Source organism: Massilia pseudoviolaceinigra (genome assembly GCF_030846505.1).
GTDB lineage: Bacteria > Pseudomonadota > Gammaproteobacteria > Burkholderiales > Burkholderiaceae_D > Telluria_A > Telluria_A violaceinigra.
In genome coordinates this window covers 93,980-107,620 of sequence record NZ_JAVCWL010000021.1, presented here as the reverse complement: position 1 = coordinate 107,620, position 13,641 = coordinate 93,980, and the positions used below count along the sequence as shown (strand labels likewise).

Sequence of the window (13,641 nt, the reverse complement as noted above, 5' to 3'; positions counted from 1 at the left end):
CTCAAGATGGAATTTTTCCGCATCAAGAAAGATATTCCCTTCATGCGCCACGCGTTGATTTTCAACGTGGTGTCGGCGCTGACCTTCGTGGCAGCCGTGTTTTTCCTTGTGACCAGGGGCTTGCACCTGTCGGTCGAATTCAAGGGCGGTACGGTGATGGAGCTTAAGTACCCGGCCGCCGCCAACCAGGAGAAGATCCGCACGGACTTGATCAAGCTCGGTTACGAGCAGCCTGAAGTCTCCAGCTTCGGCACCGCGCAGGAAGTCATGCTGCGCCTGCCGATCATCAAGACGGTGGCCGGTGCGACCGGTTCGCAAGTGGTGTTCGGCGCGCTGTGCAAATCCGAAGGCGGCGCAGTCACCAGGATCGATACCGTGGTCAAGGGCCAGAGCGTGGCCAAGGATGTCTGCCACTCGCCGGCCGGCGCCGACGTGCTCAGTCTCCAGAAGGTCGAATTCGTCGGTCCGCAGGTGGGGGACGAACTGGCCCACAACGGCATTAGCGCGCTGCTCATGGTGGTGCTGTTCGTGGTGGTCTACCTTGCCATCCGTTTCGAGTGGAAGTACGCCGTCTCGGCCATCATCGCCAACTTGCACGACGTGGTCATCATCCTCGGCTTCTTCGCCTTCTTCCAGTGGGAATTCTCGCTGGCGGTGCTGGCGGGGGTGCTGGCGGTGCTGGGTTACTCGGTCAATGAATCGGTGGTTATTTTCGACCGGATCCGCGAAAACTTCCGCAAGCAGCGCAAGGCCAGTGTCGAGGAAGTGATCGACAACGCCATCACCAGCACCATCTCGCGTACGATCATCACGCACGGCTGTACCCAGATGATGGTGCTGTCGATGCTGCTGCTGGGCGGCGCGACGCTGCACTACTTCGCCGTGGCGCTGACCATCGGTATTTTGTTCGGTATCTACTCGTCGGTGTTCGTTGCTGCCGCCATTGCCATGTGGCTGGGCGTGAAGCGCGAAGACTTGATCAAGCCGATCAAGGAAAAGGATGAAACGGACGGCGCCGTCGTTTAAGCGCAGTCCCGCCGCTCCCTGAACAATGCCGCCCGGCTCACGCTGCGCGGCATTTTTCATGGCTGCGCTGTTTGATCCTTCACCTTGCCGCCAACCCGCATGATTCACGCCCACCCGCCGCCATGAGCCGCACCAACCGCCTGTTCCTGCTGCTCGACGCCCTGCGCGGACACCGCCGGCCCGTCACGGCCGCCGTGCTGGCCGAGCGCCTCGGCGTCTCCGAACGCACCATCTACCGCGACATCCAGACCTTGTCGGAGCTGGGTGCGCCGGTCGTGGGCGAGGCCGGCGTCGGCTACATGATGCGCGCCGGCCTGTTCCTGCCGCCGCTGATGTTTTCCACCGACGAACTCGAAGCGTTGGTACTGGGTGCGCGCTGGGTGCGGCGTCAGGGCGACGAGGCGCTGGCCGAGGCGGCATCGAACGCGCTGGCCAAGATCGCCACGTCCACGCCGAAGGACCTGCGCGACTGCATCGCCGAGACCAGCCTGTGGGTGCCGGTCGGGCCAGGCGCGCCCGAGACGACCGCCTTCGTGCGCCCCGCGCGCGAAGCGATCCGCGACCAGCACAAGCTGCGCATCGGCTACCGCGACGCCGGCGGCGTGGCGACCGAGCGCACCGTGTGGCCATTCGCGCTGGCCTTTTTCGAGGGCGCGCGCGTGCTGGCCGCCTGGTGCGAGCTGCGCGGCGCCAACCGCCACTTCCGCATCGACCGCATCGTCAGTGCGGCTTCAAGCGGCGAGTGCTATCCGGAACAGCGGCGCGAGCTCATCAAGCGCTGGCGCGCCGAAATGTGCATGAGCGACGACTCCTGACAGAAACTGACGCGGGTCGCTTCTATCATGGTCGCTCCAACAACTTTCCACGGAGCTGCATCATGCGCCTGTTTCATAACTCCCTGTCATCGAACGCACGCCGGGTGCTGATGGCCGCCGAGCAGCTGGGCCTACCGCTGGACATCGTCAATGTCGACCTGATGAGCGAAGGCGACCGCACGCGCCTGCACGAAATCAACCCGAACGGCAAGCTGCCGGTGCTGCAGGATGGCGACTTCCTGCTGTGGGAATCGTGCGCCATCATGCAATACCTGTGCGACATCACGCCGGGCCAGCAGTTGTATCCGCACGATGCGCGGGTACGGGCCGACGTCAACCGCTGGCTGTTCTGGGGCAGCCAGCATTTCGCCGAGACGGTCAGCATCCTGTCGTTCGAGAACCTGTGGAAGGGCATGATCGGCATGGGCGATGCCGACCCGGCCGAGGTGGCACGTGCCGAAGGCGAGCTGCGCAGGCTCGGCGCCGTGCTCGACGGCCACCTGGCGCAGCGCGACTGGCTGGTGGGCGAGGCGCTGAGCCTGGCCGACATCGCCGTCGTCGCGCCCCTGATGTACCTGGACCAAGCCCGGCTGCCGCTGGGCGACTTCGTCCACCTGATGCGCTGGTTCGACCGCCTGCGCCAGCTCGACCTCTGGAAAAACACCGAAGCCGGATAACGCCTCGGCCGGCAGCGAATCGGCCTACAACCGGGGTCAGAGCTTTAACTGGAAATCTTTCTAGTTAAAGCTCTGACCCCGGTTGGGAACTTTCCATTGACACTCATGGGCGGGGTGGGCATACTTGGTGCTGTTATGTTAGCGCTAACATAGGATTCGGTGCCGTACCACGGTCGCCGTCCATCGAGGAGAGCCCCCGTTGAGTGCAACACCGCTGCCGTGGCGTGAAAAGATCAGTTATGGCCTGGCCGATATGGGCTTCAATTTCTATTGGGCCAATATCGCGACCTTCCTGATGATGTTCTACACGGATGTGTACGGCATCTCGGCCGCCTCTGCCGCCTCGATGATGTTCGTCATTAAGATTGTCAACGCGTTCACCGATCCCCTGATCGGCGCCGTGGCCGACCGCACCAGTACCCGCTTTGGCAAGTTCCGCCCCTATCTGGTCTGGATGGCGCTGCCGCTGGCCGGCGCCGGCGTGCTGACCTACACCACGCCGGACCTGGGCGAGAACGGCAAGCTGGCCTGGGCCTACGGCACCTATCTGCTCATGATGGTGTGCTACACCTGCATCAACATCCCCTACAACGCCTTGTCCGGCGTGATGTCGGCCGAGCCGCAGGAGCGCTCCGCCATCAACGGCCTGCGCTTCATCTTCGCCTTCGCCGGCAGCATGCTGGTGACCGCCGCCACGCCGGGCATGGTGGGCCTGCTGGGAGCAGGCGAGGGCATGGACGCGACCCGGCGCGGCTGGCAGCTGACCACGCTTGCCTGGGGCGTGCTCGCCTCGCTGCTGTTCGTGGTTACCTTTTTCAATACGCGCGAACGCATCGCGCCGCCGCCCCGGCAAAAAACGCGCGTGCGCGACGACATCCGCGACCTGGCCGGCAACCGCCCGTGGATGGTGCTGTTTTTCCTGGCGCTGATCATCATGGTGTCGATCACCCTGCGCACCACCACGGCCGCCTACTACTTCAAGTACGTGGTGGAGCGCCCCGACCTGCTCAAGTCCTTCCTGCCGGCCTACATGGCCGCCGCTGCCGCCGGCGCCGCCCTCACGCCGCTGATGACGCGCTTCGTCGACAAGAAAACCCTGATGATGGTGCTGATGTCGCTGACCGCGCTGTTCTCCGCGGCGTTCTTCTTCGTCGACGCTACCCAGATCGGCGTGATGTACGCGCTGCAGATCGCCCTTGGCCTGGTGCTGGGGCCGAAGTCGCCGCTGGCGTTTTCGATGTATGCCGACACGGCCGACTACAACGAGTGGCGCAATGGCCGGCGCGCCACCGCGATGACCTTCGCCGCGGCCACGTTCTCGCAAAAACTGGGCACGGCGCTGGCGGTGGGCGTGATCGGCGCGGTCTTCACGGTGCTCGGCTACGTGCCCAACGCGGCCCAGTCGGGCGGCTCGCAAGCCGGCATCATCTGGCTGATGTCCGTCATTCCCGCCTTGTTCGCCCTGCTCGCGGTGGCGGTCATGTTTTTCTATAACCTCGACAGCCACAAACTGCGGCAGATCCAGGCCGACCTGATGGCGCGCAAGGCGCCGCTGTAACGCTTTTTCCGGAGACGTTTTATGTTACGCCCCACCGACGACGGTGCCCGCTACGAATTGAGCAGCCCGACCGCGATGCCGCACGCCGCCGGCTTCCTGTGGAACCGCAAGATGATGATCCAGGTGACCTGCCGCGGCTACGCGGTGGCCCAGTTCATGCAGCCGGAGCCGGCCAAGTACGCGCACGCGCCGAACATGGAAGCGAAGTCCTTCATGCAGCCGGAGCAGGCCTATTTTGCGCATCATCCGGGCCGCTTCTTTTATGTGAAGGACGAAGACACGGGCGAACTGTTTTCCGCTCCCTACGAGCCGGTACGCGCAGCGCTGGACCGCTTCAGCTTTTCGGTCGGCCAGAGCGACCTGGCGTGGCATGTCGAACACCTCGGCATCGGCATCGACCTGCGCCTTTGCCTGGCGTCGGACGCGGTGGTCGAACTGTGGTCGCTGCGGGTCACCAATCTGTCCGGGCGCCCGCGCAGGATCAGCGTGACGCCCTACTTCCCGATCGGGTACATGTCGTGGATGAACCAGGCGGCCGAGTACCGCGCCGACCTGCGCGGCATCGTCGCCAGCAGCGTCACGCCGTATCAGAAGGTGGCGGACTACTTCAAGAACAAGGACTTCAAGGACAAGACCTTCTTCCTGTGCGAGCAGGCGCCCGATTCGTGGGAGGCCAACCAGGCCGCCTTTGAAGGGGAGGGCGGTTTGCATAACCCGTCGGCCCTGCAGGGAGGCGCACTCGCCAATGGCGACGCGCGCTACGAGACCCCGGCCGCGGTGGTGCGCTACCAGCTGGCGCTGGAGGGCGGCGCGGCCAGCACGCAGCGCTTCCTGTTCGGCCCCGCGTTCGACGACGCCGAGATCGCGGAACTGCGCAGCAGCTGGCTGAGCGAAGCGGGCTTTGCCCGTGCCGCCGCGCAGGCGCAGGCTTACGTGGCCGGCGGGCGCGGTTGCGCGCGCATCTCCACGCCCGACAAGGAACTGGACAATTTCGTCAACCACTGGCTGCCGCGCCAGGTGTTCTACCACGGCGACGTGAACCGCCTCACCACCGACCCGCAGACGCGCAACTACCTGCAGGACAATATGGGCATGAGCTATGTGCGTCCGTCCGTGATGCGCGCCGCCTTCCTGCATGCGCTCAGCCAGCAGGAAGCCTCCGGCGCGATGCCCGACGGGATCCTGCTGGCGGCGGGCGCGGAGCTCAAGTACATCAACCAGGTGCCGCACACCGACCATTGCGTGTGGCTGCCCGTGTGCCTGCAGGCTTACCTCGACGAGACGGCCGATTATGCGATGCTGGGCGAAGCCGTGGTCGATGCGGCCGGGCGCAGCGAGAGCGCGTTTGCGCGCGTGGGGCGCGCCATGGACTGGTTGCTGGCCGAACGCGATCATCGCGGCCTGTCGTTCATCGCGCAGGGCGACTGGTGCGATCCGATGAACATGGTGGGCTACAAGGGCCGCGGCGTGTCCGGTTGGCTGACGGTGGCGGCGGCGTATGCGCTCAAGCTGTGGGCTGGGGTGTGCGAGCAATACGGCGAGGCCGGCCAGGCGCAGCACTTCCGCGCTGGGGCGGCGGCGATGAATGCGGCGGCCAACGCCCATCTGTGGGATGGCGCCTGGTTCGCGCGCGGCATCACCGATGACGACGTGGCGTTCGGCGTGAGCACGGATGCGGAAGGGCGCATCTACCTCAATCCGCAGGCGTGGTCGATCCTGAGCGGGGCGGCCGATGGCGTGCAGACGGCCAGCATGCTGGCCGAAGTCGAGCGCCAGCTGTATTCGCCCTACGGCGTGACGATGTTCGCGCCGCCGTACAGCGCCATGCGCGACGATGTCGGGCGCGTGACGCAGAAGCATCCGGGGTCGGCGGAAAATGGCGCGGTGTACAACCACGCGGCGATTTTTTACATTTTCAGCTTGTACAGCATCGGCGAGTCCGAGCGCGCGCATATGCTGCTGCGCCAGATGATTCCGGGGCCGGATGATGCCGATTATCTGCAGCGCGGGCAGCTGCCGGTGTTCATTCCCAATTACTACCGGGGCGCGCACCGCGAGTATCCGCGCACGGCGGGCAGGTCGAGCCAGTTGTTCAATACAGGAACCGTGTCGTGGGTGTACCGCTGCATTGTGGAGGGCTTGTGCGGTTTGAAAGGCGATGCCGACGGCTTGACGATCAATCCGCAGATGCCGGCGGCGTGGCAGCGCATGGATGTGGAGCGCGAGTTTCGCGGGGCGCGCTTTGTCGTGCACGTCGAGCGCGCGGATGTGAAGGGCGTGATGGTCAGGTATGAGGGTAAATTTTTAGCGGAGGCGCGCATGACGGGGATCGTGGCGGGGGAGGAGTATCGGCTGGATGTATTTGTGCCTTGACCCCGTTGTACCTGAGCATCCGATTGCCCGCTCACCCGCTCCCCGGCTCCCCCGATTACCCGTCGTACCCGCGCCAAGGCGGCACTCGGCGGGTACCCAAGTTCCATGCGGACCAACGAAACCTTGGGTACCCGCCTGCGCGGGTACGACGGTGGAAAGGTGCGGGTGCAAAGGTGCGGGTGCAAAGGTGCGGGTGGAACGGGCGGGTGGAAAGAGAGAGGCGTGCGCCGATGCCTGCGCCTACGCGCTCTCGCGCGCCATCAGCGTAAACCCCAGATCGATCCGCGTCACTGGCGGCATCTCGCCCTTGATCGCCGCGCGCAGCAGGCTGGCCGCCTCGAACCCGATCTGGTAGCGCGGCGTATCGATCGTGGTCACCGATGGCGTCATCCATGCCGACGCCGGCAAATCATTAAACCCGCACACTGCCAGTTGTCCCGGCACCGCGATCCCGCGCCGCTGGCACTGGTAAATCGCGCCATGGGCCAGGTCGTCATTGCAGCAGAAAACCGCGTCGCAGTCCGGCGCCTGGTCCAGCATGCGCGCGAGCAGCTCGGCCCCCAGTGCGATGGTCGACGGATCGCCCACCATCATCTCCAGACGCGCATCGTGCAGGCCCGCATCGCTCATGGCCTTGCGGTAGCCGTCGGCACGGCGCAGGGTGCGTTCGTCGAGCTGGGCGCCGATGAAACCGATGCGGGTGTAGCCCTTCCCGATCAGATAGCGCGCCATCGCGTAGCCCGCGTCGAACTGCGAAAACCCGACCGACAACTGCCCCGGTGCGCTCCCCAGGTCCATCATCGACACCACCGGCACGCCGGAGGCGGCCAGCATTTGCGTCACCCGTGCGCTGTGGCTCAGGCTGGAGAGCAAAATCCCGTCCGGGTTCGATTGCAGATAAATGCCCAGCAGCTTTTCTTCCTCGGCATCGGAATAGCGGGTGTTGCCAATCAAAAGCTGGTAATTGCTGGCCTCCACCGCATCCTGGATGCCTTCCAGCACGGCGGTAAACACGGCATTCGACAACGACGGCACCAGCACCACGATCACGTTCGACTGCGCCGAGGCCAGCGCGCGCGCGGCGCGGTTCGGCACATAGCCGAGTACGGCAACAGCCAGCTCGACCCGCTCGCGCACCGCCGCCGACACCAGCGCCGGCTGGTTCAGCGCGCGCGAGGCGGTCATCGCCGACACGCCGGCATGCACGGCCACCGCCGCCAGCGTGGTTTTTCCGCTTGCCCGGCTCTTGCTGCTGCTTGTTTTGCTCATGGGGTCACTGGTCGTGTTGGCATTTGAATAGTTTTGTGGGATTCCATCCCTTTTGCACATGCTTTCCGTCAACACAAAGGAAGTTTCTCTGTAGAATTTTTAAGTTGTGTGTGTTCACGCACAGAAGTGGGACATGCCGCAGACTATAGTGGAACTGTCTCTTTCAGGACATCCCTAGTTTTGGACTTCGCCCGCTTTTATACAGCGGGCATTTTTTTGCCTCGACGATAAGCGTCGGGAAACATGCACAGGGAAAAGCAGGGCGCGGCAGGACGCCGCGCCGCCGGCTTACATCAGGGCCGAGGTCAGGCTGCTCACTTCGGCAGCCGATTCTTCCAGGATGCTGTTGAGCGTGCCATCGCCGATGACAAAGTCGATGGTTGCCGCCGCCTGACGCGAGGTCGCGCCGGCACGTTCGTACAGGGGCGAGGGGACCGGCGCCAGGTCGTTCGCCAGCAACAGGGTGTCGCCCAGGGTTTCGGGCGGCAGCGCGCGCATGCCGACCCAGAGCGCCTCGATGGCCGCCATCACCGGCGCCGGCACGCCCAGCCGTTGCAGCACGCAGCGGCCGATGATCTGTTCGCCATGTTCGATCCAATCGTCCGGCTCGCCTTCAAACAGGCCGGGGAACTCGTCCGCGCGTGAAAGCATGTAAAAGCCGCCGACCTCGTGCACGATGCCGGCGAACATTGCCGTTTCAGGGTCCAGATTGGCCACCCGCCGCGCGATCACTTGCGACAGCGCCGCCACGTGGGCCGAGTGCTGCCATAGCTGGCTGGCCTTGGCGCGCAGGGAGGGCTCGATGATTTTGCTGTCCAGCTGGCGCACGATGACCGCCGCGCCCAGCGCGTTGAGAGTGCGGAAACCCACCCGCTGCACGGCCGTACGGACATTCGTCACTTCATTGCCGGAACGGTTGTAGGCGACCGAATTGGCGATCGCCACGGTGCGCGCCGCCAGCAGTGGCTCGGCCTGCACCAGGCGGGCCGCCGTATCGGCATGACAGTCGGGATCGTTCAACGCGCGCTGCAGCTTGAGCGTGGCGTCGACGTTGGTCGGGAAACTCAGTTCCCCCCGGCTTGCTTGAGCAGCGATGCTCTTGTACGCTTCGAGTCTGTCCATGAAAAAATTATACTCCGATAACCCAGCCGTGTTTGTCGTAAAAACGTGCTTTAAAGCATTTATCTACGCGCCGCCCGGGCACCCCGCTCACGGGGCTGGCCGGCGGACACGGCCTGGCAATCAGGGCTCGCTGAAGATCGCGTCGCAGCCATCCTGGGTCGCTTCTGTATCCTGCAGCTCGTCGACCAGGCCCAGGTCGAACAATTCCTCGACTGCATTCATGAAGCTGTTGAGCTTGGTTGCGCCGATCAGGCGATAGATCTCGCCGGCTTCGTTGCGCACGCCGATCAGCATTTTTTCCTGGCGCACTTCATCCGGGGTGGCCACGTTGAGCAACAGGTTGCCGATGATGTGCTTGTCAAAATGGGCGGGCTTTTTGCCTTCGAGCAGAGTCGTTTTCAATCTTCTTCCTTGTGTTGTTGTAATGTGGGGGAAACGGCATGGTCCGCGATCACTTGCTTGAGTTTGTGCAAGCTGGCATCGATGGTATCGAAATCGGCGTCCGAGAACGACGAAAACATTTGCCTGCCTTGCTCGACCACCTTGGGAAATACCTCCTGGAACACCGCCTCGCCCTGCGCGGTCAGGCGCACGTAAAACGAGCGCTTGTCGTCGCAGCTGCGTTCGCGCGCAACCAGGCCCTTCTGTTCAAGGCGGTCGATCACGCCGGTCAGCGTGCCCTTGGTGATCAAGGTTTTCTCGCCCAGTTCCTTGTACGTCATGCCCTGCGTATTGCCGAGCGTGGCGATGATATCGAACTGGGCATGCGTCAAGCCGCACTGGCGCACGGATTCGCCCGAAAAGCGCTCGAAGCTCTGCAGGCACTCGGCCAGCAAGCGCACACTCCTTAAATAACGTTCCCCCATAGGCCGTGATTATAGCTGGCTGCGCCCGGTTTGACGGCGGCGCGCGGGCTTATGCGGGCTGGGCAGCCCCGGTAGCGGTCGCACTGATGCTGATTTGATACAGCGCAGCGGGGCGGATGGGATGGCGGCCGCTGGCCGGGTCCGGGCAGGTTCGTTGATCTCCGGTATGATAGTCAGCCGATGGAATTCCGAGGCGCCTTGCCGGCGCTGGTCCCTTTGTTATGACGCACTTTGCAGACGCACCCATGCCCGTCCAATGCCACTAGCCAAACTCGCCCGCCTGGCGCAAGAAACACCGCTGCGCGTGCTCCTGATCAACGCCGGCGAGCCCGACGCGCTGACCTGGGCCGGCCTGTTCCAGCCGCTGCGCCTGGCCGCCAAGATTCTCGGTCCCGAGCGCTTGCATGTGGACGTGCGCAGTCCCGACAAGTTTGCCGCCGACGCCCAGCGTCACTGGCATCTGGTGCTGCTGGTGGCGGACGAAGCGCAAGCGTCGCTGAAACCGGCCAACAGCCGCATCCTGATCGAGCGCTGCCGCGCCGCGCCGTTCTGGGGCGGGGTCGGGGCGGGGGTGCTGTGGCTGGCCGACGCGGGCGTGCTCAACGGCGTGCGCACGGCGCTGCCGTGGGCGCTGTACGCCGAGGTCGACACGGTGGCCGACCGCGCCCTGTTCACCCCGAACCTGTTCGAGATCGACGACAACCGGCTCACCTGCTGCGGCGGCGCGGCCAGCATCGACTTCGCGCTGAACCTGGTCGAGATCATCTTCGGGGCGGGGGTCCAGGCAAGCATCAAGGAAACGCTGTGCATCGACCGCGTGCGCGGCAAGGAAGAGCGGCAGCGGGTGGCCTTGCAGGCGCGTTTCGGCGCCCTGCAGCCCAAGCTGACGGAAGCGGTGACCTTAATGGAAGCGAACATCGAAGAACCGCTGTCGACGGACGACATCGCCAATCTGGTGGGGATATCGCGGCGCCAGCTGGAGCGGCTGTTCAAGCAATACCTGGGCAGCCTGCCGTCGCGCTACTACCTGGAGCTGAGGCTGCAGCGCGCGCGCCAGTTACTGCTCGACACACATTACTCGATCGTCCAGGTCGGGCTGATGTGCGGTTTCTCGAGCGGCTCGCACTTCTCGACCGCCTTTGGCGCCCTGTTCGGCAACACCCCGCGCGAAGAACGCCAGCGCAAACTCGCCGCCCCAGCCACGTAGATTCCTACAACCGGGGTCAGAGCTCTAATGTGAAATTATTGCGCATTGCCTACTGATCGCGCTTCTGCAACAGTAGCTCCTGATGCGCGTATTCATACCAGCCCCCGTTTTGGAGCGCAAGCCGCTACTTTTCTAGATTTAATAGCAATTAATTTCTAGTCAGAGCTCTGACCCCGGTTTTGCCGTTGGAAATTAATTGCTAGTCAGAGCTCTGACCCCGGTTAGGGAAGTTTTGGCGGCGAGCAAAAATGAAAATGCTTGTCGCGTATTCAAAAGATGTTTGCTGCTGCTCTTCTTATAATGGTCCGACGTGTCCAGCGGTTTCGCCCTGGTACGCCCTACTAACATTGGATGAGGAATGCCATGAACGCAAAGCTTGAAACGGGTGCAACCACGCGGCCGGTGACCAGACAAACCTTCGACGACGTCCTCGTCCCAACCTACGCGCCCGCCGCCATGGTGCCCGTGCGTGCCGCCGGCCTCGACCTGTGGGACCAGAACGGCAAGCATTACCTCGATTTCACTTCCGGCATCGCCGTGTCCAGCCTCGGCCATTGCAATCCGACCCTGGTCGCCGCCCTGACCGCTCAGCTCAACAACGTCTGGCACCTCGGCAATGGCTACACCAACGAGCCGGTCCTGCGCCTGGCCCTGGCCCTGACCGAAGCGACCTTCGCCGACCGCGCTTTCTTCTGCAATTCCGGCGCGGAAGCGAACGAAGGCGCCCTGAAGCTGGCGCGTAAGTACGCCCACACCAAATTCGGTCCGCACAAGTCGCGCATCATTTCGTGCCTGTCGTCGTTCCACGGCCGCACGCTGTTTACCGTGTCGGTCGGCGGCCAGCCGAAATACACCGAAGGCTTCGAGCCGCTGCCGCAAGAGATCAACCACATTGCCTACAACGATGTCGAAGCGGCCCGCGCCGCCATCGGCGACGACGTGTGCGCGGTCATCGTCGAGCCAATCCAGGGCGAAGGCGGCGTCATTCCAGGCGACCCGGCCTACCTGAAGGTGCTGCGCGAACTGTGCGACAAAACCGGCGCCCTGCTCATTTTCGACGAAGTGCAATCGGGCGTGGGCCGCACCGGCGCCCTGTACGCGTACATGGACAAGGGCGTCACGCCTGACATCCTGACCAGCGCCAAGGCACTCGGCAACGGCTACCCGATCGGCGCCATGCTGACCACGCACGACATCGCAGCCCACTTCGGCGTCGGTTCGCACGGCACCACCTACGGCGGCAATCCGCTGGCCGCCACCGTGGCGCTGAACGTGATCGAAACGATCAACCAGCCAGCCTTCCTGGCACGCGTCAGGCAAGCGTCGGACAAGATCTTCGCCAACCTGCGCAAACTGGCCGCCGACTACCCGCAAGTGTTCGGTGAAGTGCGCGGCAGCGGCCTGCTGATTGGCCTGCCGGTCGCGGAAGCGTTCAAGGGCCGCGCGAAAGACATCACCAAGGCCGCCGAAGCACTCGGCCTGATGCTGCTCATCGCCGGCACCGACGTGGTGCGTTTCGCGCCCGCGCTGATCGTCACCGACGAACAGATCGACGAAGCCGACCGCATCCTGCGCGCCGCCGTCGACGGCATGCTCAACGCGGCTCCCGCCAAGTAATCAGCTTTACACGGCCGGCCCGGCACTCGCCGCGGCCGGCCGCGGCACGCTTTGCCTAAAAAGGGAATTCACATGTTTGTTGTCCGTCCGGTTGAACTGTCGGATATCGACGCCCTCGAAACGTTGGCAGCAGTGACGATGCCGGGCGTGCATACCCTGCCGAAGACGCGCGAGAAAATCGCCGCCTCGGTCGAGCGTTCGATCGCTTCCTTCGCCGCCCATGTCGACATCCCGAGCGAGGAGTCGTACCTCTTCGTGCTCGAACAGCAGGCCACCCGCGCCATCGTCGGCACCGCCGCCATCTTCGCGTCGGCCGGCTCCAACGGCACCTATTTTTCATTCCGTAACGACGTCATCCAGCAGGTCTCGCGCGACCTCAATATCAGCCACAGCGTGCATGCGCTGACGCTCTGCTCGGAATTGACCGCTTACTCCCAGCTGTCCGGCTTTTACGTGGCCAACCGCGGCACGGCGGGCCTGGAAGCGGCCCTGCTGTCGCGCGCGCGCCTGCTGTTCGCGGTGCTCGCGCCGCACCGTTTCGGCGACCGCTTCTTCGTGCCGCTGGCCGGCATCACCGACAAGAACGGCCAGTCGCCGTTCTGGGAAGCGCTCGGCCGCAAATTCTTCAAGATGGATTTCCTCGAGGCCGAACGGGTCATCGGCGGCGCCCGCAACCGCACGCTCATCGTCGAGCTGATGCCGCACTACCCGGTGTACGTGCCGCTGCTGCCGGGCGACGCCCAGGCGGCCATGGGCCAGATCCACGGCGACGGCGAACTCGCTTTCAGCCTGCTGACCGAGGAAGGCTTCGAGGCCGACGACTACATCGATATCTTCGACGGCGGCCCGATCCTGCAAGCCCACAAGAACGCGCTGCGCACGTTTGCCGGTTCGATGCTGCGCCGCGTGGCGCCGCTCGATGCGGGCATGTCGTCCGAGCCGCCGGTGACCTACGCGGTCGCCGCCAGCAACGAGCAGAACTTCCGCGCCATCACCGTCTCGTGCCCCTCCGCCGAAGGCAGCGACACCGTCTTCCTGCCGCAGGACGCGCAGGATGCGCTGATGGTGGCCCCGGGCGATAACGTCATCTGCGTCAGAATCTGAAAGAGAA

Annotated in this window: 12 protein-coding genes; 8 read left to right on the top strand and 4 right to left on the bottom strand. The window is 64.1% G+C overall.

Annotation, left to right across the window (positions count from 1 at the left end; translation table 11 throughout):
• Nucleotides 1-6: 6 nt before the first annotated feature.
• The 5 genes from secF (at nt 7) to RBA40_RS20770 (ending at nt 6,449) form a co-directional block, all read left to right on the top strand.
• Complete coding sequence (gene secF / locus RBA40_RS20790) at nt 7-1,026, top strand: protein translocase subunit SecF (RefSeq protein WP_306649652.1); 1,020 nt, start codon at nt 7-9, stop codon at nt 1,024-1,026.
• Between the two features lie 122 nt (nt 1,027-1,148).
• Nucleotides 1,149-1,841 carry a helix-turn-helix transcriptional regulator gene (locus RBA40_RS20785; protein ID WP_306649651.1) on the top strand — a complete coding sequence of 231 codons (693 nt, stop codon included), beginning with the start codon at nt 1,149-1,151 and terminating at the stop codon, nt 1,839-1,841.
• 62 nt (nt 1,842-1,903) lie between these two features.
• Nucleotides 1,904-2,518: a glutathione S-transferase family protein gene (locus RBA40_RS20780; RefSeq protein ID WP_306649650.1), complete on the top strand. Its 615-nt coding sequence runs from the start codon at nt 1,904-1,906 to the stop codon at nt 2,516-2,518.
• A gap of 199 nt (nt 2,519-2,717) precedes the next feature.
• The gene (locus tag RBA40_RS20775) at nt 2,718-4,076 is read left to right on the top strand and encodes an MFS transporter (RefSeq protein ID WP_306649649.1); all 1,359 of its coding nucleotides are present in this window, start codon (nt 2,718-2,720) and stop codon (nt 4,074-4,076) included.
• A 21-nt stretch (nt 4,077-4,097) separates the two neighbouring features.
• A complete protein-coding gene (locus RBA40_RS20770) occupies nt 4,098-6,449 on the top strand; it encodes a GH36-type glycosyl hydrolase domain-containing protein (protein WP_306649648.1) in 2,352 nt (783 codons plus the stop codon).
• 240 nt (nt 6,450-6,689) lie between these two features.
• Here the strand turns inward: RBA40_RS20770 and gntR are convergent, their stop codons facing one another.
• The 4 genes from gntR to RBA40_RS20750 form a co-directional block, all read right to left on the bottom strand.
• Nucleotides 6,690-7,718: an HTH-type transcriptional regulator GntR gene (gntR, locus tag RBA40_RS20765; protein ID WP_306649647.1), complete on the bottom strand. Its 1,029-nt coding sequence runs from the start codon at nt 7,716-7,718 to the stop codon at nt 6,690-6,692.
• 288 nt (nt 7,719-8,006) lie between these two features.
• A complete protein-coding gene (locus tag RBA40_RS20760; RefSeq protein WP_306649646.1) occupies nt 8,007-8,840 on the bottom strand; it encodes an HDOD domain-containing protein in 834 nt (277 codons plus the stop codon).
• A gap of 120 nt (nt 8,841-8,960) precedes the next feature.
• The gene (locus RBA40_RS20755; protein WP_054265065.1) at nt 8,961-9,242 is read right to left on the bottom strand and encodes a hypothetical protein; all 282 of its coding nucleotides are present in this window, start codon (nt 9,240-9,242) and stop codon (nt 8,961-8,963) included.
• The gene (locus RBA40_RS20750; protein WP_306649645.1) at nt 9,239-9,706 is read right to left on the bottom strand and encodes a MarR family winged helix-turn-helix transcriptional regulator; all 468 of its coding nucleotides are present in this window, start codon (nt 9,704-9,706) and stop codon (nt 9,239-9,241) included. The genes RBA40_RS20755 and RBA40_RS20750 overlap by 4 nt, the downstream gene beginning before the upstream one ends.
• Nucleotides 9,707-9,962: 256 nt before the next feature.
• Between RBA40_RS20750 and RBA40_RS20745 the strand changes: the two genes are divergently transcribed.
• The 3 genes from RBA40_RS20745 (at nt 9,963) to astA (ending at nt 13,634) form a co-directional block, all read left to right on the top strand.
• Nucleotides 9,963-10,913: a GlxA family transcriptional regulator gene (locus tag RBA40_RS20745; protein WP_306649644.1), complete on the top strand. Its 951-nt coding sequence runs from the start codon at nt 9,963-9,965 to the stop codon at nt 10,911-10,913.
• A 363-nt stretch (nt 10,914-11,276) separates the two neighbouring features.
• Nucleotides 11,277-12,530, top strand: a complete 1,254-nt coding sequence (gene astC, locus RBA40_RS20740) for an acetylornithine/succinylornithine family transaminase (RefSeq protein WP_306649643.1) — start codon at nt 11,277-11,279, stop codon at nt 12,528-12,530.
• Nucleotides 12,531-12,602: 72 nt separating this feature from the next.
• Entirely contained in the window at nt 12,603-13,634 is a 1,032-nt protein-coding gene (astA, locus tag RBA40_RS20735; RefSeq protein ID WP_306649642.1) for an arginine N-succinyltransferase, read from the top strand.
• The last annotated feature ends 7 nt before the right edge of the window (nt 13,635-13,641 follow it).

Excerpts from the sequence above, each read along its gene's own strand:
- astC (WP_306649643.1), top strand. The coding sequence starts at position 11,277 with ATGAACGCAAAGCTTGAAACGGGTGCAACCACGCGGCCGGTGACCAGA.
- RBA40_RS20750 (WP_306649645.1), bottom strand. The coding sequence starts at position 9,706 with ATGGGGGAACGTTATTTAAGGAGTGTGCGCTTGCTGGCCGAGTGCCTG.
- astA (WP_306649642.1), top strand. The coding sequence starts at position 12,603 with ATGTTTGTTGTCCGTCCGGTTGAACTGTCGGATATCGACGCCCTCGAA.
- secF (WP_306649652.1), top strand. The coding sequence starts at position 7 with ATGGAATTTTTCCGCATCAAGAAAGATATTCCCTTCATGCGCCACGCG.
- gntR (WP_306649647.1), bottom strand. The coding sequence starts at position 7,718 with ATGAGCAAAACAAGCAGCAGCAAGAGCCGGGCAAGCGGAAAAACCACG.
- RBA40_RS20745 (WP_306649644.1), top strand. The coding sequence starts at position 9,963 with ATGCCACTAGCCAAACTCGCCCGCCTGGCGCAAGAAACACCGCTGCGC.
- RBA40_RS20785 (WP_306649651.1), top strand. The coding sequence starts at position 1,149 with ATGAGCCGCACCAACCGCCTGTTCCTGCTGCTCGACGCCCTGCGCGGA.
- RBA40_RS20780 (WP_306649650.1), top strand. The coding sequence starts at position 1,904 with ATGCGCCTGTTTCATAACTCCCTGTCATCGAACGCACGCCGGGTGCTG.
- RBA40_RS20760 (WP_306649646.1), bottom strand. The coding sequence starts at position 8,840 with ATGGACAGACTCGAAGCGTACAAGAGCATCGCTGCTCAAGCAAGCCGG.
- RBA40_RS20770 (WP_306649648.1), top strand. The coding sequence starts at position 4,098 with ATGTTACGCCCCACCGACGACGGTGCCCGCTACGAATTGAGCAGCCCG.